This is a genomic window from Aeribacillus sp. JST-2, assembly GCF_056032925.1.
In genome coordinates, this window is sequence record NZ_JBVVUU010000004.1 from 99,118 (window position 1) to 124,989 (window position 25,872).

Genomic DNA, 25,872 nt, shown 5'->3' on the forward strand with positions numbered 1-25,872 from the left:
ATTTATTACATAATAATTAATATAAATTAAGATCATCCTTTCCTTTTCATCATAACATAACGGTTCAAAGACTGTTCACTTTTTTTGCGCAATAATTTGTTATAATATAAACAGTATGTACTAGCATTTGGGGGGTCGGACATGCACATTTTTGCTGCTGGGCTAAATTATAAAACAGCCCCTGTTGAAATTCGCGAAAAGCTAAGTTTCAGCACAAGCGATTTGGCTTTGGCGATGAAACAGTTGAAAAAAGAAAAAAGCATATTGGAAAACGTGATTGTATCCACTTGCAACCGAACGGAAATATATGCTGTTGTCGATCAACTGCATACGGGCCGCTATTATATAAAAGCTTTTTTGGCAAAATGGTTCGATATGGAGATTGATGAATTTGCTCCTTATTTAAAATACTTCGAAAATGAACATGCTGTCCAGCATTTATTTCGCGTGACATGCGGGCTGGATTCGATGATTTTAGGGGAAACGCAAATTCTTGGACAAGTGCGGTCAAGTTTTTTGCTGGCTCAGGAAGGCGGAACGACCGGCACGATTTTTAATCAACTGTTCAAACAAGCAGTAACGTTGGCAAAGCGGTCGCATTCGGAAACGGATATTGGCTCTAATGCGGTTTCCGTCAGCTATGCTGCCGTTGAATTGGCGAAAAAGATCTTCGGCGATTTATCGAACAAACATGTGCTGATTTTAGGCGCCGGCAAAATGGGCGAACTTGCTGTCCAAAATTTGCATGGCAGCGGCGCAAAGCAAATCACTGTCATGAACCGTACATTTGAAAAGGCTAATGAGCTTGCCAAACGCTTTTCTGGACAAGCAAAAACAATGCATGAACTGCAATGCGCACTTGTTGAGGCGGATATTTTAATCAGCTCAACAGGGGCAAAGCAATTTGTGATCACAAAAGATATGATGGAATATGTGGACAAGATGCGGAAAGGCCGTCCTCTTCTGATGGTTGATATTGCGGTTCCCCGCGATTTGGATCCTGCGTTAAGCGAGTTTGACAGCATCTTTTTGTATGATATTGATGACTTAGAGAATATTGTAGAGGCGAATTTACAAGAGCGAAAAGCGGCTGCCGAACAAATTGAATTGATGATTGAACAGGAAATGCTGGAGTTTTCCAATTGGCTGAACACCTTGGGGGTAGTTCCCGTCATTGCGGCATTGAGGGAAAAAGCTCTTCTTATTCAAGAAGAAACGATGAAAAGTATTGAACGGAAGCTTCCCGGTTTAACGGAACGGGAGAGAAAAATATTAAACAAACATACGAAAAGTATTGTTAACCAGCTCCTGCGCGATCCGATATTAAAAGTAAAAGAATTGGCCGCACTTCCCAACGGCGATCAGTCGCTTGAGCTTTTTAAAGAGATTTTTAACTTGAATGACGAAAAGATCGGCCATTCATCAACTGCTCAGTCGAAAACATCCTATTCAAAAAACGTTTCACTTGAAATGAAGTGAAAGGAAAAACTTTATGTTGGAAGGGAATTTTGTTCGGTTAAACGAATTGATGATCGTTTTATATGCTTTTAGCATTTTCTTATATTTTATCGATTTTTTGCAGCCTAACCGGAAGGCAAACAAATTCGCCTTCTGGTTACTTTCTATTGTTTGGGGACTGCAATCCTTTTTTTTATTTGCCCAAATGATGCAAACAGGGAGATTTCCGGTTTTAAATATTTCAGAAGGCCTCTATTTTTATGCATGGGTGCTTGTCACCCTTTCCCTTGTGGTCAATCGGCTGCTTCGGGTTGATTTTTTCGTCTTTTTTACTAATGTGATCGGTTTTATCATGATCGCTATTCGGACATTTGCTCCTTCTGATGCCGTTTCAACGGAAGTAGCCAGCCAGCTCATTTCCGAATTGTTGTTAATACATATCACAATGGCTATATTGTCTTATGGAGCGTTTTCCCTTTCTTTCGTTTTTACGATCCTTTATTTGATCCAATATAATTTATTAAAAAAGAAAAAGTGGGGAAAAAGGCTTCTCCGTATTCAAGATTTGGCAAAACTGGATTACATGTCGTATGTTTTAAATATGATTGGTGTCCCTGTTCTCATTTTAGGGCTTATTTTGGGAATTATTTGGGCATACTTGAAAATTCCAGACTTCCATTGGTATGATGCCAAAGTGCTTGGATCGTTTACAGTTTTAGGAATTTATTGCTTTTATTTGTATGCCCGAGTGGTGAAAAATTGGCAAGGAAAAAACATTGCCTTCTTAAATACGGCTTCTTTTTTAGTGCTGTTAATCAATTTCTTTTTGTTTGGGAGCTTATCAAACTTTCATTGACGGAAAACATAAGGAGGAGCATGGATGAGGAAAATTGTGGTGGGATCAAGACGGAGCAAACTGGCGTTAGTCCAGACCAATTGGGTGATTTCAAAATTAAAAGAGACAGGGGCGCCGTTTGAATTTGAAATAAAAGAAATTTCGACAAAAGGCGATGAAATTGTTCATGTTACTCTATCAAAAGTAGGCGGAAAAGGGCTGTTTGTAAAGGAAATTGAACAGGCAATGTTAAATGGAGAAATAGATATGGCTGTACATAGCATGAAAGATATGCCGGCGGTTTTGCCAACTGGTTTGACGATTGGATGCATACCGGAGAGAGAAGATGTAAGCGATGTATTGATTTCAAAAAGCGGACAGACCTTTAGAGAGTTAAAAGAGGGTGCCGTCGTCGGCACGAGCAGCTTAAGAAGAAGCGCGCAAATTCTTGCGGCTCGCCCTGATGTGAAGATTCGCTGGATTCGCGGCAATATTGATACGCGTTTGCAAAAACTTCAGGAAGGCGATGAATATGATGCGATCATTCTCGCAGCTGCCGGGCTGAAACGAATGGGCTGGCGGGACAAACTGAAAGCTGAAAATTTGCCGCTGGATATATGTGTTCCTGCTGTCGGTCAAGGGGCTTTAGCGATTGAATGCCGGCAGGAAGATCATGAACTTCTCTCAGCTTTGAAAAAGTTGAATGATCAAAAAACGGCTGCCGCCATTCAGGCAGAGCGTTCATTTTTACAAGAATTGGAAGGTAGCTGCCAAGTGCCGATTGCCGGTTTTGCCGAAGCAAAGGAGAATGGAAAAGTAGAATTGACAGGTCTTGTTGCCGACAGCAATGGAAAAACCATTTACAAAAAAACAAAAACCGGAACGGATCCAATTGCCCTCGGAAAAGATGTGGCTGCTGCTTTAATTTCTCAAGGGGCAAAACAGTTGATTGAAAAAGTAAAAAAGGAGCTTGAACATGGCAAGCAATGAGAAGCCGCTGAAAGGATATACCGTTTTAGTGACAAGAGCTCCCGATCAAGCCCATTTATTTTCGGAAAAAATTATAGCGGCGGGCGGATGCCCGGTTGAAATCCCGCTGATTGCAACGAGAAAAACATCCACAGACGATCAAATTGCCGATTTATTAAAAAAATTGACAAAAGATGATTGGGTCGTTTTTACAAGTGTAAATGGCGTTCGCTATTTTTTGGAGCACCTTCATACCCTTCACATCCCACTAAACGATGTACAAAATGTGAACGTCGCATGCGTTGGCGAAAAAACAAAAAAAGCGGCAGAAAGGGAAGGATTTTTAGTTTCCTTCTATCCAAAGGAATTCCGTGCAGAGGCTTTAGCCGAAGAGCTGGCCAAACGGGCGCATCAAAAAAGCAAAATTGTCATTGCAAGAGGGAATTTGGCTCGACCATACTTGCGGGAGGAGCTTTTCAACAAAGGCTTTCATTGTCTTGATTTCATCGTTTACGAAACAATCCCATTGCGAAATAAGGAAGATGAACTGGCCAATAAAATTTTAGGCAAAAAAGTGGATTTTATTACGTTTACCAGTACATCCACCGTTTCAGCATTCATGGAAATGGTGAAAAAACATAAATTAGAAAACGCTTTGCAAGGGATTGTCTTCGTCTGTATTGGCCCTGTTACGAGGGATGCGTTTTTATCTTATCAAATTTCATGCACATGTTTAACCCCAGCTATTTATACAATAGACGGAATGGTGGAAGAAATGTGTGCGTTTATCATGAAAGGGAGGAATTAACTAATGCAAAATTTTGCACGCCACCGTCGTTTGCGCCAAACAGCTAACTTGCGGGCAATGGTTCGAGAAACTCACATTCGCAAGGAAGATTTCATTTACCCTATCTTTGTCACGGAAGGGGAAAATGAGAAAAAACCCGTTAAATCAATGCCGGGAGTTTATCAGCTGTCCCTTGACCGTTTGAATGAAGAGATAGAAGAAGTTGTAAGCTTAGGAATTCCATCTGTTATCGTATTTGGCATCCCTCACGAAAAAGATGAAGTGGGATCAGGGGCATACCATGAATGCGGAATTGTCCAACGTGCGATCTCGCAATTAAAGCGGCATTTTCCTGATCTTGTTGTCATTGCGGATACTTGTTTATGCGAATATACGGATCACGGACATTGCGGCATTGTTGAAAACGGCCAAATTTTAAATGATCCGTCTTTGGAATTGTTGGCGAAAACCGCTGTCAGCCAAGCTAAGGCAGGAGCAGACATTATTGCGCCATCCAATATGATGGACGGCTTTGTCTGGAAAATCCGTGCTGCGTTGGATGAAGCCGGTTTTCAACATATTCCGATTATGTCATATGCGGTCAAATATGCAAGCGCCTTTTACGGACCGTTCCGCGATGCCGCCGAAAGTGCGCCGAAGTTTGGAGACAGAAAATCGTATCAGATGGATCCCGCCAACCGAATGGAAGCATTGAGGGAAGCGGAATCAGATGTTGAAGAGGGCGCCGACTTCTTAATAGTAAAACCGGCCTTATCTTATTTAGACATTGTTCGGGATGTAAAAAATCATTTTAACCTTCCTGTTGTTGCTTATAATGTTAGTGGGGAATACTCCATGATCAAAGCAGCGGCGCAAAATGGCTGGATTGATGAAAAGGAAACGGTTTTAGAAATGCTTACAAGCATGAAACGGGCGGGAGCCGATTTAATCATTACGTATCATGCCAAAGAGGCAGTTCGGTGGTTGGAAGAAAAGCATAGATGATTGAAAGGAGGATTACGAATGAGATATGAAAATTCGCAAAAAGCATATGAAAAAGCGAAAAAGCTGATGCCGGGCGGAGTCAATAGTCCTGTCCGCGCTTTTAAATCGGTTCAGATGGATCCGATTTTCATTGAAAGGGGAAAAGGATCCAAAGTTTATGACATCGATGGTAATGAATATATTGATTATGTTCTTTCATGGGGTCCGCTCATTTTAGGGCATGCCAATGACAGGGTTGTTGAAGCGCTAAAGAAGGCGGCCGAACTGGGAACGAGTTTCGGTGCGCCGACTTTGATGGAAAACAAGCTGGCTGAACTAGTTGCAGAACGTGTTCCTTCGGTAGAAATTGTGCGCATGGTAAACTCCGGTACGGAAGCGACAATGAGTGCGCTTCGTCTTGCCCGCGGGTATACGGGGAGAAACAAAATTTTAAAATTTGAGGGCAGCTATCACGGGCATGGAGATTCACTGCTCATAAAAGCCGGTTCGGGTGTCGCCACTTTAGGATTGCCTGATAGTCCGGGTGTTCCCGAAAGCGTTGCCCAGCATACGATTACCGTTCCTTACAATGATTTGGAAAGCGTTCGCTTCGCTTTTGAAAAATTCGGCGAAGACATCGCGGCGGTGATTGTTGAACCAGTAGCGGGAAACATGGGAGTAGTCCCCCCTGTAAAAGGATTTTTAGAAGGATTGCGGGATATCACCAAACAATATGAATCGCTTTTAATCTTCGATGAGGTGATGACGGGCTTCCGTGTGGACTTTCATTGTGCACAAGGGTATTTTGGCGTGACACCGGACTTAACTTGTTTAGGGAAAGTAATCGGCGGCGGTCTTCCTGTCGGCGCTTACGGAGGACGTGCTGATATTATGGAAAAAGTGGCGCCGGACGGACCGATTTATCAGGCGGGTACCCTTTCAGGAAATCCGCTTGCCATGACGGCAGGCTATGAAACACTTATTCAGCTGACACCTGATACGTACAAAGAATTTAATCGGAAAGCCGATAAACTGGAAAATGGCTTGCGAAAGGCCGCGGAAAAATATGAAATTCCGCACACGATTAATAGAGCGGGCTCTATGATTGGCTTCTTCTTTACAAACGAAGAAGTCACCAATTATGAAAAGGCGAAAACATCAAATCTTGACTTTTTTGCCCGTTATTTCCGCATCATGGCGGATGAAGGCATTTATCTGCCGCCTTCCCAATTTGAAGGATTGTTTTTATCAACTGAACATACAGATGAAGATATTGAAAAAACGATTGCCGCATGTGAAAAAGCATTCGCAGCTTTGCGATAGAAGGATGGAAAGGATTCGTTTCAATCGACTTACTTTGAAACGAATCCTTTTTCTTTGCATATTTCCTTCTTTTCTATCATACATCTTTTAATGACATGTTGATTCCTACCGCTGTGAAAGGAGGCTTTCTTTTTTCTATGGAACAAACGTCCGTATTACAATTTTCCATTGAGGAGTTGATCTATTTCCGAACTGGTTTGGAAGCGTCCGAGCTTTTATCCATTTCGCTTGAACCAGACATATCCATTGAGGAACGAAATGGATATGTGACGATTAAAGGAGTGCTTGAACTTTCAGGAGAATATATACTAAGCGAAAAAGAACAAGGGGAAAATGATTCATTTCCGGAATACGGCGTCCGCTTTATTCAGCAATTGGAGGCAAGAGAGGACGGCATAGCCGAGTTCACTCATCAGCTTCCGGTAGATATTACAATCCCGAAAAAGCGGATTTCCAATTTAGAAGAGGTGTTTGTGGCAATTGAATCATTCGATTATGACTTTCCACAGGAAAACTGTTTAAAACTATTGGCGGATTTATCGATTTATGGAGTTATGGGACAAGAAAAAGAAGCGCCTGCCCATGAAATGGACGAGGTGCGCCAGGAAGAGGAAATGACTTTCAGCCGCCAAGATGAAATGCAAGAAGAGGAAATGACTTTCAGCCGCCAAGATGAAATGCAAGAAGAGGAAATGACTTTCACCCGCCAAGATGAAATCAATGAGGAAAAGATGGTGGAGGAAAAAGAGGAGCCGCTTGCCAGTGAAACTGAAATGGTGCGCAAAGAGGAACAATCAATGGAAGAAGAAGAGCAGCAGGAATCATCGGAAGAGGAACATGATATAGATGAAGAAGAAAATGATGCAGACATTGTGTTCGCAGAACCGCTTAAAAGAGAAGAAGAGGAGGAAGACGACTATACTACAATTACGATTGAGGCCAAACAAGATCATCATGTAAAAACAGCGGAACAAGCAGATGAAAGGGCGGAGGAAACAGAGAATGAACACGAAGATGTTCAATTAGAGGAAGAATCGGACATTCAAAAAGAGGAACATGCAAGAAAAAATGATAATGCGTTGTATTTGACAAAGCTGTTTGCGAAAGAAGGCGAAGAAGAATTTTCAAGGCTGAAAATCTATATTGTCCAGCAGGGAGATTCGCTCGAAAATATTTGTCAGCGCTACAACATTACGGTTCAACAGCTGGGAAGAATCAACAACATCAGTTATGATCAAGAAGTGAAAGAAGGAGACCTAATATATATTCCGGCGGAAAAACAAAAAGCATAACGGTTGGAATAACTTGAGAAAGGAAAATTCAGAACTCAAACTGTTCTCATTTTTTAGATGTGAGGGGCAAAATTAAATGAAGCATTGAAAGATGTGAAGAGTGTTTCAAAGAAAACACATTTTGAACAAGAAACGGAAAATGTTTATAAAATTTCTTTTGTCATTGGGATATTTGCTTTAAAAAAACTACCTTGGAAAAGGGGCAGCATATCGGAAGACTATGATCCTTTTTTCCGGATTTTCGGTATATAGGAGTTGCTCCAATCCTTCCAAATCGGAATGGCCAATGATTGGCGACTGCTTCCCTTCATTCCTGCTATTATGTTGCCTTGGCAAGAAAGCCGGCTCGCGGATGAAAAGCGTGGCCCGGCATTGTTTTGTAAACGGAACTCCATACGAAAAACAAAACAGAAAGGAAAGTTCCTGATCAGTAGATTAAAACATTTTTATTAAACTGAATGAGGAAATGGAAAAACCCGTCAACCCTATTCGTTGACGGGTTTTTCAGTTTTTTGAAGGAAAACATTTAAAACCACTCCAAATACACGGCGGCGGCCAAAATAATTAAAGCGGCAAGGAGAATAACATCAAATGTTGAGGGAAAGAAGATGGTGCGAATTCCTTGAAATATCGCTATCGGAACGATAAATTGTTCAAGAAGGGAACGGAAATGCTTGATGCGCGATCGAAAACTGTAAGGATTGATTTTTTTTGCCATGAAAATCACCTGTAAATTTGTTATTTTATATTATGTCATGAAAAGAGAATGGTGAATTTGAATAAACATGCCGGAAACAGGGGAAAATATTGACGAAAAAAACAATTTTTTAGTACTATAAGTTTATAGAATTGCAGATAGAAAATGCGTTGAAAGGGAAGAGTACAACGAACGGCCCCTTCCAGAGAGGGAAATCGAAAGCTGGAAGATTTCCTAGGAGGTCCCGTTGGAATGTCGCCCCGGAGCAGCTTCCTTGAAGTTTTTTAGTAAAGGAAGACGGCGTTCGTCCGTTACAGTTAAGAAGTGCACAGAGTTTTTCTGTGAAAAAAGGTGGTACCGCGAAGATTTCTCCTTTCGTCCTTTTGGATGGAAGGAGTTTTTTATTCATAATGAAGAGATAAGGAGGTTGCACAGTCAACATGGAAAATCAAGAGATCACTCTTTCAACAAAATACGATCCGAAGGCCGTTGAAAAGGATCGATATGCTTTTTGGCTGGAAGGTAAATTTTTTGAGGCAAAGGATGATGAGAGGAAAAAACCTTTTACGATTGTTATTCCTCCGCCGAATGTAACCGGGAAGCTCCATCTTGGCCATGCTTGGGATACGACATTGCAGGATATTTTGACAAGAATGAAAAGAATGCAAGGATATGATGTTTTGTGGCTGCCTGGCATGGATCATGCCGGAATCGCCACCCAAGCGAAGGTGGAAGCGAAACTTCGCGAGGAAGGCAAAACGAGATACGACCTTGGACGGGACAAATTTCTCGAGGAAACATGGAAATGGAAGGAAGAATATGCGGATCATATTCGCAAGCAATGGGCGAAATTAGGGCTCGGACTTGATTATACGCGTGAGCGGTTCACCTTGGATGACGGTCTATCAAAGGCAGTTAGAGAAGTATTTGTTTCGCTCTACAAAAAAGGCCTTATTTACCGCGGCGAGTACATTATTAACTGGGATCCGGTGACAAAGACGGCTCTTTCTGATATTGAAGTCATCTATAAAGAAGTGAAAGGCGCGCTTTATCATATGAAATATCCTCTTGCCGATGGCTCCGGACATATTGAAGTCGCCACGACCCGTCCGGAAACAATGCTTGGAGATACGGCGGTTGCTGTTCATCCGGAAGACGAGCGGTATAAGCATTTAATAGGAAAAACCGTAAAATTGCCGATTACCGGACGCGAAATTCCAATCATTGCCGATGAGTATGTCGATATGGAATTCGGTTCAGGCGCTGTAAAAATTACCCCTGCTCATGATCCGAACGACTTTGAAATCGGCAACCGCCACAATTTGGAAAGAATTTTAGTGATGAATGAAGACGGCACGATGAATGAAAAAGCCGGCAAATATAAAGGAATGGATCGCTTTGAGTGCCGGAAACAATTGGTGAAAGACCTTGAAGAGGAAGGCATTTTAATCAAAGTGGAAGAACATATCCATTCCGTTGGCCATAGTGAGCGCAGCGGTGCGGTCGTTGAACCGTATTTATCCACTCAATGGTTTGTGAAAATGAGGCCGTTGGCCGAAGCGGCTATCAAGCTTCAAAAAGGAAAAGAGAAGGTTCATTTTGTTCCGGAACGGTTTGAAAAAACGTATTTGCATTGGCTTGAAAATATCCGCGACTGGTGTATTTCGCGTCAATTATGGTGGGGGCACCGCATCCCGGCATGGTATCATAAACAAACAGGGGAAGTATATGTTGACCATGAACCGCCGGCCGACATTGAAAATTGGGAACAAGATCCAGATGTTTTGGATACGTGGTTCAGTTCAGCTTTATGGCCGTTTTCGACGATGGGCTGGCCTGATAAACAATCAAAAGATTATCAGCGATATTATCCGACAGATGTACTTGTCACAGGCTATGATATCATTTTCTTCTGGGTGTCCAGAATGATTTTCCAAGGTTTGGAGTTTACCGGGGAGCGCCCGTTTAAAGATGTACTGATTCATGGACTTGTTCGCGATTCAGAAGGAAGAAAAATGAGCAAATCGCTTGGCAACGGTGTGGATCCGATGGAGGTCATCGACCAGTACGGAGCGGACTCTTTGCGCTACTTTTTGGCCACCGGCTCAAGCCCAGGCCAAGATTTAAGATTCAGCTTTGAAAAAGTAGAAGCCGTGTGGAATTTTGCCAATAAAATATGGAATGCTTCCCGATTTGTCTTGATGAATTTAAATGGACTGGCTTATGAGGAAATGGATTTAAGCGGAAAGAAATCGGTTGCCGATCAATGGATTCTTACCCGTTTGAATGAAACGATTGAACTTGTGACAAGGCTGGCGGAAAAATACGAATTTGGCGAAGTAGGCCGGGTGCTATATAATTTTATTTGGGACGATTTTTGCGATTGGTATATTGAAATGGCGAAAATTCCATTGTATGGGAATGATGAGGAAGCCAAGAAAACGACCCGGTCGATTTTAGCTTATGTGCTGGATCAAACATTAAGACTCCTTCATCCGTTTATGCCGTTTATAACGGAAGAAATTTGGCAGCATCTTCCTCATGAAGGTGAATCGATTACGGTGGCATCATGGCCGGAAGCAAAACCGGAACTTTCCGATGAAAAAGCGGCTAATGAAATGAAGCTTCTAGTCGAGATCATTCGTTCCGTCCGCAATATTCGGGCGGAGGTGAACGCACCGATGAAACAGCCTGTCCAAATGCTGATTTTTGCGCATAATGAAGAAATAAAAAGACAACTTGAGAAAAACAAAGAATATATTGAAAGATTTTGTAATCCGAGTCAATTAACCATTGATACGAACATCGAAGCGCCTGACAAAGCGATGACTGCGGTCGTCAGCGGCGCCGAAGTATTTTTGCCTCTTGAAGGGCTCATCAATATCGAGGAAGAAATCAAGCGTCTGCAAAAAGAATTGGAAAAATGGAATAAAGAAGTTGAAAGAGTTCAGAAAAAGCTTTTAAACAAAGGATTCATCAGCAAAGCGCCAAAAGAAGTGGTTGAAGCGGAACGGGCGAAAGAAAAAGATTATTTGGAGAAACAACAAGCGGTTTTAAAGCGCCTTGAGGAACTGAAAGGCTGAGCAGTATGAGAAAATCCGGGGATTTCCCGGATTTTCTTAAATCCAAGAAAAGGCTTTGGAGGGGATACTATGTTTCAAACATATGAAGAAGCGCTTGAATGGATCCATTCCCGCCTGACTTTTGGGATGAAACCAGGTCTTGAACGAATGAAATGGATGATGGAAAAATTGGGGAATCCTGAACGAAGATGCCGGTATGTCCATGTTGCGGGAACAAACGGAAAAGGGTCAACCATTGCTTTTATACAAGAAATTTTAAAATCGGCAGAATATCAAGTTGGTGCTTTTACTTCCCCTTATTTAGAATCATTCAATGAGCGAATTACAATGAACGGGGAGCCGATTACAGACGATGAGATAACAGAGCTTGCCAATGCTATCAAGCCTGTTGTGGATGAACTTGAGAAGACGGATCTTGGTGCTCCGACTGAATTTGAGACAATCACCGCCATGATGTTTTATTATTTTGGAAAGGTCAATGTGCCTGACATTGTTTTATTGGAAACGGGTCTTGGAGGAAAGTGGGACTCGACAAACATCATCAGTCCTCTTCTTTCCATCATCACTTCGATTGGCCATGATCATATGAATATTCTTGGCGATTCTTTACAAGAGATTGCTGAGCAAAAAGCGGGAATTATTAAAAACGGTGTGCCTGTCATATCAGCAGTGGGGCAGCAGGAAGCGCTTGAAGTGATCGAACGACACGCTAAAGAAAAAAAAGCAAAGCATTATTTGTTGAACAAAGATTTTCAAGTGGGAGGCACCGAGCCGTTTTTTGTCCGTACTCCGTTTAAACAGTATGACAATCTGTCGATACAAATGAAAGGAACCCATCAAATCCAAAATGCCGCTCTCAGCGTGATGGCGATCGATTATTTAAGAGTTTACTATTCCTTCCTCATTGAGGATCATCATATTCAAAATGGGCTTGATCGCACTTTTTGGAAAGGAAGATTTGAAGAAATAAAAGAAAAACCAAAGGTGATACTGGATGGTGCCCATAACCCGGAAGGAATCGCCGCATTAAAAGAGACAGTCCGGGCAAATTTCCCTAATCAGAATATTGTCGTTTTATTTTCATGCATGAGGGATAAACCGTATTCATGGATGATTGAACAAATCACTGCTTTTGCCGACAAAATCGTTTTTACCACTTTTGACTTTCCAAGAGCTGCTTCTGCGAAAGAATTATATGACGCTTGCCAATGGCCAAAGAAAGAATATGCGGATGACTGGCTTGCCGCCTATGAAAACACATTAAAAACAATGGATGACGATGCAGTAATGATTATAACTGGCTCTTTATATTTCATCGGTGAAGTCCGAAAACAGTTAAAATTTTGAGAGAACTTGTCAAAAAATAATGAAAACAAAGAAGAACGAGGCGACAAATGTCTCGTTCTTTTTTATTTCATTTATGCTAGCATGGAACAAAATTTGTCCGTATTGAAAAGGGTGGTGAGAAAATGGACAAACCGCAACCGACTATGAAAATCAAATTGAATGGCCGAAAAGAAACACCTCCAAAAAAAGCAGGAAAGGTCTCGCAGTCTAATCGGGAAGATGAAGTTTTTTCACTAAACGTATCAAGCTGGGAAGAAAAAGCGAGAGCTGAAAGAGAAATGGCGGCTGCAAACGATTGGAAAGAGGATGAACAATCATTTCCTTGGGTTTTGCCTGATGACGACAGAATAAAAGACGATCCAAAAGTAGTTGTTCCAAAAAAGAAAACGGCTGTTAAAATGAAACAGTATGTTTATTCCATCATGTTTGCGGTGATTCTCGGCATCAGTTTTGGCGTATTAGCCCTGCAATTGATTCAAAACGATTTGCCTGCCACAGAGGAACCGGAAGACAGTTTACAATCAACTAGTGGAACGAATTCAGCTCACGATAATGAAGAGACGGCGGATGGAAAAAAAGTTCATTTTCAGTTGTTTATGATTCAAGCAGGGAAATTTACAAAAAGGGAAGGAGCGGAAACAACGGTTCAGCAACTTCAAGATAAAGGGGTTCCGGCATCATTTATTCAACAAAAAGACGGGTATTACGTTTTTGTTGGGACAGCGGCTGACAAAGAAACGGCAACTGCACTGAAAAAGATGTTGACAGCAAAGCAAATAGAAGCTTTTGTCAAAGAAATGAAATGGGAAAAAGAGGTGAAAAATGAAAAAACAAAAGCCGCGTTTGAAAAACTCGTTGCTTTATCTTCTTTATCGTTCTCAGCCGGAGGCATAATGGATCAACAGGAAATCAATAAATTATTAGAAGAAATGAAAACAAATCATGATCCATCCCTTCAATCAGCCGTTCAAGCGCTGGAAACGAAAGATGCGGTAAACGTGCAGCAGGCTCTGTTGCATTATTTAGCTGGACAAAACCAATAATTTTCCACGGATCGGAAAACATTCCGATCGATTTTTTTATTTTCTTTTCTTGTTGATTGCGAATAACTCATTTTGTCTTTCGGAAAAATAAGAAACCAAATCTTGACCGAAACCAATTTTTTATTTTTTATCCATTGTCCAGCCATACAGCTTTTGATAAGATACTGGATGTATCTCCCTTTTTCGAAAGGATGAAATGAATTGATAAACCTCATTTTAGCTTCAGGTTCACCCCGAAGAAGAGAACTCCTCAAACTGTTAGGAATACCGTTTACTGTCGTTGCCAGCCAGATTGAAGAGAAAATGGAAAAAGGAGCATCTCCAAACAAAGTGGTGCAATCTCTCGCCTTGCAAAAAGCCCTTTATGTTGCAAAAGACTATAAAAATTCATGCGTCATCGGGGCTGATACGGTTGTTGTACTGGAAAATCGAATCTTAGGGAAGCCGCAGAACCGGCTGGATGCGTACAACATGTTGAAAGCTCTTTCTGGAAAGACGCACACTGTATTTACAGGGGTTTCAATCGTTTTTAACGAGACTTCCACCACTTTTTATGAACAAACAGATGTGACATTTTGGCCCTTGTCAAATGAGGAAATTTACCGCTACATAGAAACTGAACAGCCGATGGATAAAGCGGGTGCATACGGAATTCAAGATTTTGGCGCCTTATTTGTAAAAGAGATTGCCGGGGATTTTTTTTCCGTTGTCGGCCTTCCAGTTTCAAGATTATATCGGGAATTGAAACGTCTTGGAGTTTTTCAGCAGATGAAAAAAACTGTTGTCGAGGAGGAACGGCATGCTGGCGATTCGTGATTTTCCAGAAAATGAAAGACCGAGGGAACGGATGGTGAACAACGGTCCGGAAAGCCTGTCCACCCATGAACTGTTGGCGATTTTATTAAGAACCGGAACAAAAAATGAATCGGTGTTGGAACTTTCCGGTAAACTGTTAAAAAAAATCGGCGGACTCCGGATGCTGAAAGAAGCATCCGTGCAGGAAATCATGGGCATTCCCGGAATCGGAAAAGCGAAAGCAGTGCAAATATTGGCTGCACTGGAGCTAGGGAGAAGAATCCATCAGCTTTCATATGATGACCGCTATGTCATCCGTTCTCCGGAAGATGCATCCAATTATGTCATGGAAGAAATGCGCTTTCTGAGCCAGGAGCATTTCGTGTGCTTATTTTTAAACACTAAGAATCAAGTATTGCATAAGCAAACGGTATTTATCGGCAGCTTAAACGCCTCCATTGTCCATCCGCGCGAAGTTTTTAAAGAGGCGTTAAAACGATCTGCTGCATCGATTATTTGCATCCATAACCATCCATCAGGAGATCCCACCCCCAGCAGGGAAGACATTGAAGTTACTAGGCGTTTATCAGAATGCGGGAAAATGATCGGAATTGAACTTTTGGATCATATCATTATTGGAGAGCATAAATTTGTCAGTTTAAAAGAAAAAGGGTATTTATAACCACTTTTTTTTTGCAGAAAATACGTTATAATAATACGTATGGATTTTTCAACAGGACAAGAATGTTTTTCTTGATTATAAATATCAAGCATTTTAAAAGAAAGGGAGATACAGCAGCTATGTTTGGAATTGGTACAAGAGACCTTGGTATAGATTTAGGGACAGCCAACACGCTTGTGTTTGTGAAAGGCAAAGGAATTGTCGTTCGGGAACCTTCTGTTGTTGCATTGCAAACAGATACAAAACAGATTGTTGCAGTCGGGAATGATGCGAAAAACATGATTGGCCGGACTCCCGGCAATGTGGTTGCTTTAAGGCCGATGAAAGATGGAGTCATCGCCGATTATGAGACAACAGCTACTATGATGAAATATTATATTAAACAAGCCACTAAAAACGCCGGTCTTTTTTCGCGAAAACCGTACGTAATGGTTTGCGTTCCTTCCGGCATTACGGCGGTTGAAGAGCGGGCGGTCATCGATGCAACAAGACAAGCAGGCGCACGGGATGCCTATACGATTGAAGAACCGTTTGCGGCGGCAATTGGAGCCAATCTACCTGTATGGGAACCAACGGGAAGCATGGTCGTTGACATCGGCGGGGGGACAACGGAGGTGGCCATCATCTCTCTTGGCGGAATCGTCACAAGCCAATCGATCCGTGTTGCCGGCGATGAAATGGACGAGGCGATTATTAACTACATTCGAAAAACGTATAACTTAATGATTGGTGATCGGACTGCTGAAGCGGTCAAGCTTGAAATCGGCTCTGCCAGCGCTCCTGAAGGTGTAGAGAATATGGAAATTCGCGGACGTGATCTGTTGACTGGACTGCCCAAAACGATCGAGATTACGGCCAAAGAAATTTCTGAGGCGCTGCGTGATACCGTTTTGGCGATAGTGGACGCGGTAAAAGTGACGTTGGAAAAAACTCCGCCAGAGCTTGCAGCAGACATTATGGACAGAGGAATTGTTTTGACAGGTGGAGGAGCTCTTTTGCGCAATTTGGATAAGGTGATCAGCGAAGAAACAAAAATGCCTGTCATTATTGCGGAAAATCCTCTCGATTGTGTAGCGGTTGGAACAGGAAAAGCGCTCGAACACATCCACTTATTTAAAAACCGGATTAAAGATCATCGATAAGTTAGAGGTGTAAATCATGCCACGTTTTTTTCTCAATAAGCGTTTGATCATACTTCTTGTCGGAATCATTATTTTGGTGGCATTGATTGGTTTTTCCATTAGGGAGGATCGCAATTTAACTTGGCATGAGAAATTTATTCAAGATTCAATAGGTGTCGTTCAAAAGATTTTTCATCAGCCCGCACAATCTATTGCGGGCTTCTTTGAAAATGTCAACGACTTAAAAAATACATATGAGGAAAACAAATTGCTGAGAAGCCGATTAGCCAACTACATGCAGTTGGAGGAAAAACTGCAAGCTTTAGAGGAGGAAAACAGGGAATTAAAAGAAGAGTTAAACTTGAGCAAGGACAATGATTTGCGAAAATATAAAACAATTGAAGGAATCATTATTGCCAGGAATCCGGATCAATGGCATGAATACATTAAGATTAATAAAGGTGAACAGCACGGTGTAAAAAAAGATATGGCGGTAATGACGCCAAAAGGCTTGATTGGAAAAGTGAAAAGCACTTCGCCGTTTACTTCAACTGTTCAGCTTTTAAGCGCCACCGATCGGAAAAACAGAATATCGGCCATGGTGCACACGGATAAAGGCAATGTTTTTGGACTAATCGCCGGCTACAGCAAGCAGGAAGAAGCTCTTGAAATGAAGATCATCGAATCCGATGCGGAAATAAAAGAAAAGCAAATTGTAGCCACTTCTGGGCTTGGCGGCGTTTTTCCTGAAGGTCTGCCCATCGGCAAAGTGAAAAAAGTTGAGCTGGATTCTTACGGGTTGACGAAAGTTGCTTACATTACACCTTCTGCAGATTTTGAAGATATCCGTCATGTCATGATTGTTGAGCGGTCTCTTCCAACTGTCGATCCGGAAGAAATGGAGGAGGATGGCTCTTGAAATCGGTTCTCCTTCCATTTGTGATGATATTTGTCTTTGTTCTTGAAAGCATCATCTCAGATTTGGTTCCAATCCCTTTTCTTTCGGAGCAGCAAACGGCTGTTCCCCGTGTTTTAGTGTTGGCGATTGTCCTTTTGGCAGCCTACGGTTCAATGAAACTTGCCATGCTCTATGGCTTCATTTTTGGATTGCTGTTTGATATTGTTTATACAGAGGTAATCGGAATTTATGCTTTCGCCTTTCCTGTTTTGGCATATTTGGTCTTTCAAGCTTTGCGGGTATTGCATAAAAATGCCATCATTCTAATTTTTTTAACAGAACTTGCTATTGCGCTTCTCGAATTTTTTGTTTATGGCATTTATTTTTTGATAGGGGTCACCAATATGCCGCTTTATTCCTTTACAAACGGCCGCCTGCTCCCAACTTTGGCATTAAATTTTGTTTTAGCCTGTTTGTTGATCTATCCTTTGAAGAAAATTATTTTGAGCTTGCAAAAAGAGAAAATGAGAGACTAATGTTGGCAGGAGGAATTTCAGTGGATTCTGTCGAAGTAAATTCTTGTCGGGGTGAACAACGTGGTAGCTCAAAAACAAAATTATGTCATTATTAAAGGGACTAAGGATGGATTGACGTTATATATTGATGATACATGCTCATTTCATGATATTATTAATGAACTGGAAATGATGCTGTCAAAAAGGCAATATGTTCAAGAGAATGATCCGATCATTGGTGTGACACTTAAGATTGGCAACCGATTTTTAACAGAGGAACAAGAAGAAACGATCAAGACGCTGATTCGAAGAAAGAAAAACTTGGTGGTAGATGCGATCGATTCCAATGTTGTCTCAAAAGAAGAAGCGTTAAAGTGGAAAGAAGAAAAAGAGATTGTTTCGGTCGCCAAAATTGTCCGTTCTGGACAAGTGTTGAAAATCAAAGGTGATCTGCTGTTAATAGGGGATGTCAATCCAGGCGGAGCAGTCATGGCAACAGGGAACATTTTTATAATGGGTGCTTTAAAAGGCATCGCACACGCTGGCTATGAAGGAAATCGGAACGCTATCATTGCAGCCTCTTTTATGAAGCCTACACAATTAAGGATATCTGATACATTAAGCAGGGCGCCTGATCATAAGAAAGAAGCGTTTGGAAATGAAATGGAATGTGCTTACATTGCTGAAGATGGAAAAATCATCGTAGAACGGATCCAGCAATTAGCTCATCTTAGACCCAACTTAACAAGGCTTGAAGGGGGAATAAGCAATGGGTGAGGCGATTGTGGTCACATCTGGCAAAGGGGGGGTTGGCAAAACAACAACCTCGGCAAATGTCGGAACCGCCCTTGCAATCATGGGAAAAAAAGTTTGTTTAGTTGATACGGATATTGGATTAAGAAATTTAGATGTTGTCATGGGATTGGAAAATCGCATCATTTACGACTTGGTTGACGTTGTCCAAGAGCGCTGCAAATTGCATCAAGCGCTCGTCAAAGATAAGCGTTTCAACGATTTCCTTTATCTGCTTCCAGCTGCTCAAACCAGTGATAAATCGGCTGTAACGCCAGAACAGATGAAACATTTGATTGACCAGTTAAAACAAGATTTTGATTACATTCTTATCGATTGCCCTGCAGGGATTGAGCAAGGCTATAAAAATGCTGTTTCAGGTGCAGATCAGGCGATTGTCGTAACAACTCCTGAAGTGTCGGCCGTCAGAGATGCGGATCGGATCATCGGGTTATTAGAAAAAGAAGATATTGAACCGCCGCGGTTAATTATTAACCGTATTCGCAACCATTTGATGAAAAACGGTGACATGCTGGATGTCGATGAAGTCGTCAGCCACTTGTCCATCGACCTGCTGGGAATAGTCATTGATGATGATGGCGTCATCAAAGCATCCAATAGCGGTAAGCCAATTGTCATGAATCCTGAAAATCGGGCTTCCATTGCCTATCGCAATATTGCGAGAAGAATTTTAGGAGAATCGGTTCCCCTTCAATCACTGGATGAGCCGGAAAAAGGAATGCTGGCCAAAATCAAGCGATTTTTTGGCGTTCGGGCATAAGGAAAGCTAGCAATCTTCTAAAAAATGGGGATTGCTGGCTTTTTTGTTAAAAATGATCAGCTGTTGGGGCAAAAGCTCGGCGATAGTCATAAAACAGAAGGACAGGGCATACAATTTGTACAAATTCAGAAAAAGGATGATGGGTGATGAATCGTCGGGCGGAAGAGATAAAAAAACGGATTGCCAAACGAAAACAAAAAAGAATGGGCAGCATCCAAACAAGCAAAATAAATCATTTGCCGTTTGCAGAAGAAAGTTTTGAAGCGGAAGCACCGTTTTTTGTAGAGACAGACGGAAATACAAAAGTTTTTCATCCTTTGTTTCGTTCGCACATTTTCATATCCAAAATACTGATATCAGCCTGCATCGTGCTGGCTGTTGGCATTTTATATAAAAATGAAGGGGAAGAGTTTTTAAAAGCACGCAAAATGGTAGAGACCGCCATGGAAAAAGAATTTAATTTTGCTCTTGTTTCCAAATGGTATGAAGAGAAATTCGGCCATCCACTTGCCATTTCTCTTCCAAAAAAAGAGGAGAAAAAAAAGAATGCCGGTCAATACGCTGTACCGGCAACCGGTAAAGTGCTGGAAAGTTTTCAAGATAATGGGCAAGGGGTCATGATTGAAACAAATAAAAAAATGGTCGAAGCAATGAATGAAGGAATAGTCATAGAAGCAGGGGAAAAAGAGGATACGGGATTGACGGTCGTCATCCAGCATGCTGACGGCATCGAGACATGGTACGGGCATTTAGAAAAGATCAATGTGGCTCTTTATGATTTTGTTGAGACCGGGAAACCTGTTGGCAATGTCAAACAAAACAGCAATCATCAAGGGACTTACTATTTTGCCATCAAAAAAGGCGATGCGTTTATTGACCCGAGTCAGGTGATTTCCTTTGATTAAATATTTGGACTTATTAACGAAAATACATATCCACCCTCTTTTTTGGGCGGTAATTGCTTTGGCGGTGATAACAGCAAAATTTACATCATTGTGCATTCTTTTTTTGATCGTGTTGATTCATGAAATGGGCCATGCCATCTGCGCCCGTTTTTTTTCATGGAGAATCAAATCGATTCAGCTGCTCCCTTTTGGCGGCATGGCAGAAATGGAGGAGCATGGAAATCGGCCTGTAAAGGAAGAATTACTTGTCATTTTATCAGGCCCTCTTCAACATTTGTGGATGCAAATGGCGGGGTGGTTTGCACATGAAGCGGGTTTGATAAATGAACCAATCTATAGAATGTTTGTCTTTTACAATTTATCTATTTTTTTCTTTAATCTTCTACCGATTTGGCCGCTTGATGGCGGGAAACTGCTTTTCATCTTGCTGTCGAAGCAAAAAGCCTACTCGGCTGCCCACAGGGAGATGCTTCTTTTATCGATTGCCGCCTTTTGCGGTTTTCTTATCATTTCGCTTCTTCTAAATCCGCTTCAACTAAATGGGTGGATGATGGCTGGTTTTATTCTCTATTCAATCTACAGGGAGCACAAACATCGGCAATTCGTATACATCCGTTTTTTAATGGAAAGATATTACGGAAAAAACGGCCATGAACTGTCATCGCTCAAGCCAATCGTTGCAAGCAAAAACGAGCCAATTTACCAAGTGCTGCTGCGATTTCAGCGTGGCTGCAAACATCCGATTATTGTAGAAGAAAACGGAAAAAAACTGTTTCAGCTTGATGAAAACGAACTGCTTCACAGCTTTTTTTCAGAAAAACGAACAAATGAAACGATTGGTGATTTGCAGTATGTATATTGACTTCTGAAGGCGGCTTATGGGTAAATGAAAAAAGATAATCATTGGAAAGAGGTTATAGGTTTGCGGCAGTTGATCATTAATAAAAAGACCAAAAACGAACGGATTGCGTTATTAGAAAATGGACGTTTGGCTGAAATATGGATCAATGATCAAGGTAAAGAAACGATGGTCGGCAATATCTATAAAGGTCGCGTTATTCGCGTTTTGCCGGGAATGGAAGCGGCTTTTGTCGATTTTGGCGAAGAAAGAAACGGGTATTTGCACCGAAATGATCTTGTCTCTTTGGATTCGGCCAATAAAGGGGAAATTACAGAACGCCGGAACGTCCGCCATTTTATCTCGCAAGGAGAAGAAGTAATTGTTCAAGTCGTCAAAGATTCAAATGAATATAAAGGGCCGAAATTATCAATGAACATTGAAATAAAGTGTCCTTTTTTTATTTATCAGCCTTTTGGACGTGGCATTTATCTTTCTAAAAAAATAACGTCTTCCAATGAAAGAAAAAGACTAGAAATATTAGGGAAACAATTATGTTCCGACAATGGAGGGATGATTTTTCGCACGGCTGCGGAGCATGTAGACAATCAAAATCTCGCCGAATTGTTTTATGAGCTGAAAGAGCGGTTTGAACGTCAAGCCAAGTCCAAGCAAAATCCAAGCCTTTTATTGGGCTATGAAAGCTTTGTTGAACAAATTATAGCAGAAGTTTCACCTTTCGGGTTTGACGAGATTGTAGTAGATGATGCGGACACAGTGGCAGAGCTAAAAAAAACGTTCGGAAAATATGAACCGGTCCCAATCCGATTTTATTCCAACAGAGAAAATATTTTTTCCTATTATGCCATCGAACAGGAGCTTGAAAAGGCGCTGAAGAAAGTGGTTTGGCTGAAAAACGGGGCTTTTATTGTCATTGAGGAAACAGAAGCATTAAATGTCATCGACGTCAATACTGGAAAATTCTCAGGGAAAAGCGCTTATCGGGAAACGGTTTTCCAAACAAATGAAGAAGCGGCGAAAGAAATCGTTAGACAAATAAGGCTGCGGAATTTAAGCGGAATCATCCTGATAGATTTTATCGATATGGAAGAGGAGGATAGAGGACGGATTTTAAAGCTGTTTGAGCGCGAATTAGAAAAGGATCGGATCCACACGAAAATAATTGGATTCACAGAATTGAATATTCTTCAATTGACAAGGAAGAAAATTCGCAATTCCCTTTCGGAACTGATGCTTGTTCCTTGTCCAGCTTGCGGAGGAACAGGAAGGCGAAAAAGTACAGAAAGCGTCGCCCTTGCTCTTGAACGGAAACTTCTCGAATTTTCCGGGAGCGATCATGAGGCGATCCTCATTGAAGCTGAACCAGATGTTTGTGCATTTTTTCAAGAAAGGCATATAAAACAGCTTGAGAAAGCGCTGAACATGAAAATTTTCGTTCTTCCTGCCGATGATGTTCATGGTTTTGCTATTCGCCAAAGTGGGACGGAAACTGAAGTGGTCCGGCGAATGACAAATATGTATTGACAGATGTGCTGCAATTTTGATAATATCATCATGTTATGATGTTTGTAGCACCCGTGCTACAACCGCTCAGAACGGGTAAGAAAGATCGAGTATTTCTCTCGACACCCTGAAATCTGGCGAGTCTTAGTCATATAGGAGGTGCAAAGGATGTACGCAATTATTGAAACAGGCGGTAAACAACTGAGAGTGGAAGAAGGCCAAACTATTTTCGTAGAAAAATTAGATGCTCAAGAAGGCGAGACCGTTACGTTTGACAAAGTGCTATTCGTTGGCGGAGAAAACGTAAAAGTAGGCAGCCCGCTTGTGGAAGGAGCAACGGTTACGGCGAAAGTTGAAAAACACGGCCGCGGGAAGAAAATCATCGTGTTCAAATACAAACCGAAAAAAAATTACCGCAGAAAACAGGGGCATCGCCAACCGTACACGAAAGTAGTCATTGAAAAAATCAATGCGTAAAAAAGGCAGTTTTTTATGATACAGGTCACCATTCAACGTTCAAAAGACGGATTTATTCGATCGTTCACATTGAAAGGACATGCTGATTTTGCCGAGCATGGAAAAGATATTGTTTGTGCAGGCGTTTCAGCTGTTTCCTTCGGGACAGTTAATGCTGTGATCAAGTTGGCGAAAGTAGAGCCGTTGATTAAACAGGCGGACGGAGGCGGTTTCCTCCAATTCCAACTGCCTGATAAAATGGAAACAGAATCGTTTGCGAAAGCTCAAGTATTGCTGGAAGGAATGGTTGTTTCATTGAAAACGATTGAACAGCAATACGGAGAATTTATTCAAATTCACATAAATCAAGAATAGGAGGTGGAAACAATGCTAAAATTGGATCTTCAATTTTTCGCTTCTAAAAAAGGTGTTGGATCTACGAAGAACGGCCGTGATTCCATTGCGAAACGACTTGGTGCAAAACGTGCTGATGGTCAATTCGTCACAGGAGGTTCCATACTTTATCGCCAACGCGGAACGAAAATTCACCCAGGATTGAACGTTGGACGCGGCGGAGACGATACGCTTTATGCAAAAGTAGACGGTGTGGTTCGTTTTGAACGCTTTGGACGCAATAAGAAAAAAGTCAGCGTATACCCAGTAGCAAAAGAAGCGTAATGTTAAAATATCTTGAAAAAACTCTAGCCTTTCCGGTTAGAGTTTTTTCTTTATCGTGTTTTTTGAAAGGAAAGTTGATATAATTTTTGTACATGTTGAAAAAGAAAATGGATGGGAGTGGAAATATGGCAGATCAAAGAGAGAGATGGGGGATTGTTGAAGTATTAAGCCACTCCAGACATGATTGGTTGAACAAATTGCAGCTAATAAAAGGACATCTGTCATTGAAAAAATACGATCGAGTAAAGGAGATCATCGATGAAATCGTGATGGAGGCAGAGCAGGAATCGAAGCTTTGCCATTTAAAAATGCCGAAGTTTGCAGAACTTCTTTTAACATATAATTGGGAAGGCAGCTTTCTCCTATTGGACTATGAAGTGTTGGGGAAGGTTTGCGACTGCTCGCGGATTGACGCGGAGATTCACCGCTTTACAGCCGCTCTTCTTTGCATGATGGATCAGTGCGTCGATCAGACGGCCGAAAATCATTTAACCATTACGGTGGAACTGACGGAAAATCAAAACGTAATACGATTCTTTTATGATTTTAATGGTATACTAAGCGATGATGATCTTCTTGCAAAAAGCTTGCACGAATATTCGTCTGAACAAATTGATGTTCAGGTAGTTCACCTCGATACATATGAATTTACAATAATGGCCGAAGAAATTCGATGAGATGAAGGGGAGAAAAACTATGTTTGTCGATCAAGTGAAAATATATGTGAAGGGCGGTGATGGCGGAAACGGCATCGTGGCTTTCCGCCGGGAAAAATACGTGCCGAAGGGGGGGCCTGCCGGCGGGGACGGCGGCAAAGGAGGAGATGTTATTTTTGAAGTGGAGGAAGGCTTGCGAACCTTAATGGACTTCCGCTATAAAAAACATTTCAAAGCAAAAAAAGGCGAAAACGGGATGTCTAAAAATCAACACGGAAAAAATGCTGAGCCCCTCATTGTGAAAGTGCCGCCCGGAACAGTTGTGATTGATGATGATACGAAAGAAGTGATCGCTGATTTAACTGTCCATGGACAAAGATTCGTAGTTGCCAAAGGCGGCAGAGGCGGCAGAGGGAATACCCGGTTTGCATCACCGACGAACCCGGCTCCGGAAATTTGCGAAAAAGGAGAGCCTGGAGAAGAACGTTACGTCGTCTTGGAATTGAAACTTTTGGCAGATGTAGGGCTTGTTGGGTTTCCAAGTGTTGGGAAATCGACTCTGTTATCTGTCGTCTCCAGTGCAAAACCAAAAATAGCGGCCTATCATTTTACAACCATTGTTCCAAATTTAGGAGTTGTCGAGACAGATGACGGGCGAAGCTTCGTCATGGCCGATTTGCCGGGGCTCATTGAGGGGGCGCACAAAGGAGTAGGCCTTGGCCATCAATTTTTGCGCCACATTGAGCGAACGAGGGTCATCGTCCATGTCATCGATATGTCCGCCATGGAAGGACGCGATCCTTACGAAGACTACTTAGCAATCAATGAAGAATTGAAGCAGTATAATTTAAGGCTTTCGGAGCGACCGCAGATCGTTGTGGCCAATAAAATGGACATGCCGAATGCTGCGGAAAATTTGGAACAATTCAAAAAGAAGCTGAATAATGACAAGATTGAAGTTTTTCCGATATCGGCGATAACTCGGCAGGGGGTTCGCGATCTTTTGTTTGCCATTGCGGATTTGCTGGAAAAAACACCGGAATTTCCGCTTAATGAAATAGATGACCGTTCAAACCATCGCGTCGTTTATACATTTGAGGAAGAAAAGCCTGCTTTTACCATTTCACGTGACAGCGATGGTGCATTTGTTCTATCAGGTGAAAGAATTGAAAAACTCTTTAAAATGACCGATTTCTCCACAGATGAATCAGTTCGCCGTTTTGCAAGGCAGCTTCGCAAAATGGGGGTTGATGACGCTTTACGAAAACGCGGGGCGAAAGATGGAGATACGGTCAGGCTGCTTGATTACGAGTTTGAATTTGTTGAATAGGCTGCTACCCAAGCGGGAAGGAACGATCGGCTATCTTGTGGAACACTAGTTTATGATGATTCGGAATAGGGGGAAGGGAGACG

General features: G+C 41.8%; 26 protein-coding genes and 2 other annotated features. Of the genes, 25 read left to right on the top strand and 1 reads right to left on the bottom strand.

Features of this window, described 5'->3' with window-relative positions:
- The first annotated feature begins 141 nt into the window (after positions 1 to 141).
- The 7 genes from hemA (at position 142) to spoVID (ending at position 7,648) form a co-directional block, all read left to right on the top strand.
- Positions 142 to 1,479, top strand: a complete 1,338-nt coding sequence (gene hemA, locus AC0KTX_RS03705; protein ID WP_474250890.1) for a glutamyl-tRNA reductase — start codon at positions 142 to 144, stop codon at positions 1,477 to 1,479.
- A 13-nt stretch (positions 1,480 to 1,492) separates the two neighbouring features.
- Entirely contained in the window at positions 1,493 to 2,314 is an 822-nt protein-coding gene (locus AC0KTX_RS03710) for a cytochrome c biogenesis protein (protein ID WP_474250891.1), read from the top strand.
- 24 nt (positions 2,315 to 2,338) lie between these two features.
- The gene (gene hemC / locus AC0KTX_RS03715) at positions 2,339 to 3,283 is read left to right on the top strand and encodes a hydroxymethylbilane synthase (RefSeq protein ID WP_474250892.1); all 945 of its coding nucleotides are present in this window, start codon (positions 2,339 to 2,341) and stop codon (positions 3,281 to 3,283) included.
- Positions 3,270 to 4,070, top strand: coding sequence for a uroporphyrinogen-III synthase (locus AC0KTX_RS03720; RefSeq protein ID WP_474250893.1), 801 nt, complete (start codon positions 3,270 to 3,272; stop codon positions 4,068 to 4,070). The genes hemC and AC0KTX_RS03720 overlap by 14 nt, the downstream gene beginning before the upstream one ends.
- Before the next feature lie 3 nt (positions 4,071 to 4,073).
- Complete coding sequence (gene hemB, locus AC0KTX_RS03725; RefSeq protein ID WP_474250894.1) at positions 4,074 to 5,054, top strand: porphobilinogen synthase; 981 nt, start codon at positions 4,074 to 4,076, stop codon at positions 5,052 to 5,054.
- An 18-nt stretch (positions 5,055 to 5,072) separates the two neighbouring features.
- Positions 5,073 to 6,356, top strand: coding sequence for a glutamate-1-semialdehyde 2,1-aminomutase (gene hemL / locus AC0KTX_RS03730; protein WP_474250895.1), 1,284 nt, complete (start codon positions 5,073 to 5,075; stop codon positions 6,354 to 6,356).
- Between the two features lie 137 nt (positions 6,357 to 6,493).
- Positions 6,494 to 7,648 (top strand): stage VI sporulation protein D, encoded by a 1,155-nt coding sequence (gene spoVID, locus AC0KTX_RS03735; RefSeq protein WP_474250896.1) that lies wholly within the window; start codon positions 6,494 to 6,496, stop codon positions 7,646 to 7,648.
- A gap of 526 nt (positions 7,649 to 8,174) precedes the next feature.
- Here the strand turns inward: spoVID and AC0KTX_RS03740 are convergent.
- Positions 8,175 to 8,366: a hypothetical protein gene (locus AC0KTX_RS03740; RefSeq protein WP_474250897.1), complete on the bottom strand. Its 192-nt coding sequence runs from the start codon at positions 8,364 to 8,366 to the stop codon at positions 8,175 to 8,177.
- Positions 8,367 to 8,506: 140 nt separating this feature from the next.
- Positions 8,507 to 8,731, top strand: a binding site (T-box leader).
- A 54-nt stretch (positions 8,732 to 8,785) separates the two neighbouring features.
- On the opposite strand from AC0KTX_RS03740, the gene AC0KTX_RS03745 reads away from it, so the two are divergent.
- The 18 genes from AC0KTX_RS03745 to obgE all read left to right on the top strand — a co-directional run bounded on the left by AC0KTX_RS03745 (position 8,786) and on the right by obgE (position 25,789).
- Entirely contained in the window at positions 8,786 to 11,428 is a 2,643-nt protein-coding gene (locus AC0KTX_RS03745) for a valine--tRNA ligase (protein WP_474250898.1), read from the top strand.
- Positions 11,429 to 11,497: 69 nt separating this feature from the next.
- On the top strand, positions 11,498 to 12,775 hold the full coding sequence (locus tag AC0KTX_RS03750) for a bifunctional folylpolyglutamate synthase/dihydrofolate synthase (protein ID WP_474250899.1): 1,278 nt from the start codon (positions 11,498 to 11,500) through the stop codon (positions 12,773 to 12,775).
- A 122-nt stretch (positions 12,776 to 12,897) separates the two neighbouring features.
- The gene (locus AC0KTX_RS03755; protein ID WP_474250900.1) at positions 12,898 to 13,818 is read left to right on the top strand and encodes an SPOR domain-containing protein; all 921 of its coding nucleotides are present in this window, start codon (positions 12,898 to 12,900) and stop codon (positions 13,816 to 13,818) included.
- 201 nt (positions 13,819 to 14,019) lie between these two features.
- A complete protein-coding gene (locus tag AC0KTX_RS03760; RefSeq protein WP_474250901.1) occupies positions 14,020 to 14,634 on the top strand; it encodes a Maf family protein in 615 nt (204 codons plus the stop codon).
- Positions 14,618 to 15,295: a RadC family protein gene (gene radC, locus AC0KTX_RS03765; RefSeq protein ID WP_474250902.1), complete on the top strand. Its 678-nt coding sequence runs from the start codon at positions 14,618 to 14,620 to the stop codon at positions 15,293 to 15,295. Before AC0KTX_RS03760 ends, radC begins: the two co-directional genes overlap by 17 nt.
- Before the next feature lie 119 nt (positions 15,296 to 15,414).
- The gene (locus tag AC0KTX_RS03770; protein ID WP_474250903.1) at positions 15,415 to 16,437 is read left to right on the top strand and encodes a rod shape-determining protein; all 1,023 of its coding nucleotides are present in this window, start codon (positions 15,415 to 15,417) and stop codon (positions 16,435 to 16,437) included.
- 16 nt (positions 16,438 to 16,453) lie between these two features.
- A complete protein-coding gene (gene mreC / locus AC0KTX_RS03775; protein WP_474250904.1) occupies positions 16,454 to 17,335 on the top strand; it encodes a rod shape-determining protein MreC in 882 nt (293 codons plus the stop codon).
- Entirely contained in the window at positions 17,332 to 17,850 is a 519-nt protein-coding gene (mreD, locus tag AC0KTX_RS03780; RefSeq protein ID WP_474250905.1) for a rod shape-determining protein MreD, read from the top strand. Before mreC ends, mreD begins: the two co-directional genes overlap by 4 nt.
- Before the next feature lie 60 nt (positions 17,851 to 17,910).
- Positions 17,911 to 18,606, top strand: a complete 696-nt coding sequence (minC, locus tag AC0KTX_RS03785; RefSeq protein WP_474250906.1) for a septum site-determining protein MinC — start codon at positions 17,911 to 17,913, stop codon at positions 18,604 to 18,606.
- Positions 18,599 to 19,402 (top strand): septum site-determining protein MinD, encoded by an 804-nt coding sequence (gene minD / locus AC0KTX_RS03790; RefSeq protein WP_474250907.1) that lies wholly within the window; start codon positions 18,599 to 18,601, stop codon positions 19,400 to 19,402. The genes minC and minD overlap by 8 nt, the downstream gene beginning before the upstream one ends.
- Positions 19,403 to 19,545: 143 nt before the next feature.
- A complete protein-coding gene (locus AC0KTX_RS03795; protein ID WP_474250908.1) occupies positions 19,546 to 20,307 on the top strand; it encodes a peptidoglycan DD-metalloendopeptidase family protein in 762 nt (253 codons plus the stop codon).
- Complete coding sequence (locus tag AC0KTX_RS03800) at positions 20,300 to 21,169, top strand: M50 family metallopeptidase (protein ID WP_474250909.1); 870 nt, start codon at positions 20,300 to 20,302, stop codon at positions 21,167 to 21,169. The genes AC0KTX_RS03795 and AC0KTX_RS03800 overlap by 8 nt, the downstream gene beginning before the upstream one ends.
- A 24-nt stretch (positions 21,170 to 21,193) precedes the next feature.
- Positions 21,194 to 22,690, top strand: coding sequence for an Rne/Rng family ribonuclease (locus tag AC0KTX_RS03805; RefSeq protein ID WP_474250910.1), 1,497 nt, complete (start codon positions 21,194 to 21,196; stop codon positions 22,688 to 22,690).
- Between the two features lie 50 nt (positions 22,691 to 22,740).
- Positions 22,741 to 22,824 (top strand) — a sequence feature (ribosomal protein L21 leader region).
- 13 nt (positions 22,825 to 22,837) lie between these two features.
- On the top strand, positions 22,838 to 23,146 hold the full coding sequence (rplU, locus tag AC0KTX_RS03810) for a 50S ribosomal protein L21 (protein ID WP_474250911.1): 309 nt from the start codon (positions 22,838 to 22,840) through the stop codon (positions 23,144 to 23,146).
- A 15-nt stretch (positions 23,147 to 23,161) separates the two neighbouring features.
- Complete coding sequence (locus AC0KTX_RS03815; protein WP_474250912.1) at positions 23,162 to 23,500, top strand: ribosomal-processing cysteine protease Prp; 339 nt, start codon at positions 23,162 to 23,164, stop codon at positions 23,498 to 23,500.
- A gap of 12 nt (positions 23,501 to 23,512) precedes the next feature.
- Complete coding sequence (gene rpmA, locus AC0KTX_RS03820) at positions 23,513 to 23,803, top strand: 50S ribosomal protein L27 (protein WP_474250913.1); 291 nt, start codon at positions 23,513 to 23,515, stop codon at positions 23,801 to 23,803.
- Positions 23,804 to 23,928: 125 nt separating this feature from the next.
- Positions 23,929 to 24,480, top strand: a complete 552-nt coding sequence (locus AC0KTX_RS03825) for a Spo0B C-terminal domain-containing protein (protein WP_474250914.1) — start codon at positions 23,929 to 23,931, stop codon at positions 24,478 to 24,480.
- Between the two features lie 19 nt (positions 24,481 to 24,499).
- The gene (obgE, locus tag AC0KTX_RS03830) at positions 24,500 to 25,789 is read left to right on the top strand and encodes a GTPase ObgE (RefSeq protein WP_474250915.1); all 1,290 of its coding nucleotides are present in this window, start codon (positions 24,500 to 24,502) and stop codon (positions 25,787 to 25,789) included.
- The last annotated feature ends 83 nt before the right edge of the window (positions 25,790 to 25,872 follow it).

What these genes read in the sequence shown, in the direction of transcription:
- AC0KTX_RS03745 (WP_474250898.1), top strand. Translation starts at nt 8,786, where the DNA reads ATGGAAAATCAAGAGATCACTCTTTCAACAAAATACGATCCGAAGGCC.
- spoVID (WP_474250896.1), top strand. Translation starts at nt 6,494, where the DNA reads ATGGAACAAACGTCCGTATTACAATTTTCCATTGAGGAGTTGATCTAT.
- AC0KTX_RS03710 (WP_474250891.1), top strand. Translation starts at nt 1,493, where the DNA reads ATGTTGGAAGGGAATTTTGTTCGGTTAAACGAATTGATGATCGTTTTA.
- hemL (WP_474250895.1), top strand. Translation starts at nt 5,073, where the DNA reads ATGAGATATGAAAATTCGCAAAAAGCATATGAAAAAGCGAAAAAGCTG.
- AC0KTX_RS03755 (WP_474250900.1), top strand. Translation starts at nt 12,898, where the DNA reads ATGGACAAACCGCAACCGACTATGAAAATCAAATTGAATGGCCGAAAA.
- radC (WP_474250902.1), top strand. Translation starts at nt 14,618, where the DNA reads ATGCTGGCGATTCGTGATTTTCCAGAAAATGAAAGACCGAGGGAACGG.
- rplU (WP_474250911.1), top strand. Translation starts at nt 22,838, where the DNA reads ATGTACGCAATTATTGAAACAGGCGGTAAACAACTGAGAGTGGAAGAA.
- hemA (WP_474250890.1), top strand. Translation starts at nt 142, where the DNA reads ATGCACATTTTTGCTGCTGGGCTAAATTATAAAACAGCCCCTGTTGAA.
- mreC (WP_474250904.1), top strand. Translation starts at nt 16,454, where the DNA reads ATGCCACGTTTTTTTCTCAATAAGCGTTTGATCATACTTCTTGTCGGA.
- AC0KTX_RS03740 (WP_474250897.1), bottom strand. Translation starts at nt 8,366, where the DNA reads ATGGCAAAAAAAATCAATCCTTACAGTTTTCGATCGCGCATCAAGCAT.
- AC0KTX_RS03750 (WP_474250899.1), top strand. Translation starts at nt 11,498, where the DNA reads ATGTTTCAAACATATGAAGAAGCGCTTGAATGGATCCATTCCCGCCTG.
- AC0KTX_RS03825 (WP_474250914.1), top strand. Translation starts at nt 23,929, where the DNA reads ATGGCAGATCAAAGAGAGAGATGGGGGATTGTTGAAGTATTAAGCCAC.
- minD (WP_474250907.1), top strand. Translation starts at nt 18,599, where the DNA reads ATGGGTGAGGCGATTGTGGTCACATCTGGCAAAGGGGGGGTTGGCAAA.
- obgE (WP_474250915.1), top strand. Translation starts at nt 24,500, where the DNA reads ATGTTTGTCGATCAAGTGAAAATATATGTGAAGGGCGGTGATGGCGGA.
- hemC (WP_474250892.1), top strand. Translation starts at nt 2,339, where the DNA reads ATGAGGAAAATTGTGGTGGGATCAAGACGGAGCAAACTGGCGTTAGTC.
- AC0KTX_RS03770 (WP_474250903.1), top strand. Translation starts at nt 15,415, where the DNA reads ATGTTTGGAATTGGTACAAGAGACCTTGGTATAGATTTAGGGACAGCC.
- AC0KTX_RS03815 (WP_474250912.1), top strand. Translation starts at nt 23,162, where the DNA reads ATGATACAGGTCACCATTCAACGTTCAAAAGACGGATTTATTCGATCG.
- hemB (WP_474250894.1), top strand. Translation starts at nt 4,074, where the DNA reads ATGCAAAATTTTGCACGCCACCGTCGTTTGCGCCAAACAGCTAACTTG.
- AC0KTX_RS03720 (WP_474250893.1), top strand. Translation starts at nt 3,270, where the DNA reads ATGGCAAGCAATGAGAAGCCGCTGAAAGGATATACCGTTTTAGTGACA.
- AC0KTX_RS03805 (WP_474250910.1), top strand. Translation starts at nt 21,194, where the DNA reads ATGAAAAAAGATAATCATTGGAAAGAGGTTATAGGTTTGCGGCAGTTG.
- rpmA (WP_474250913.1), top strand. Translation starts at nt 23,513, where the DNA reads ATGCTAAAATTGGATCTTCAATTTTTCGCTTCTAAAAAAGGTGTTGGA.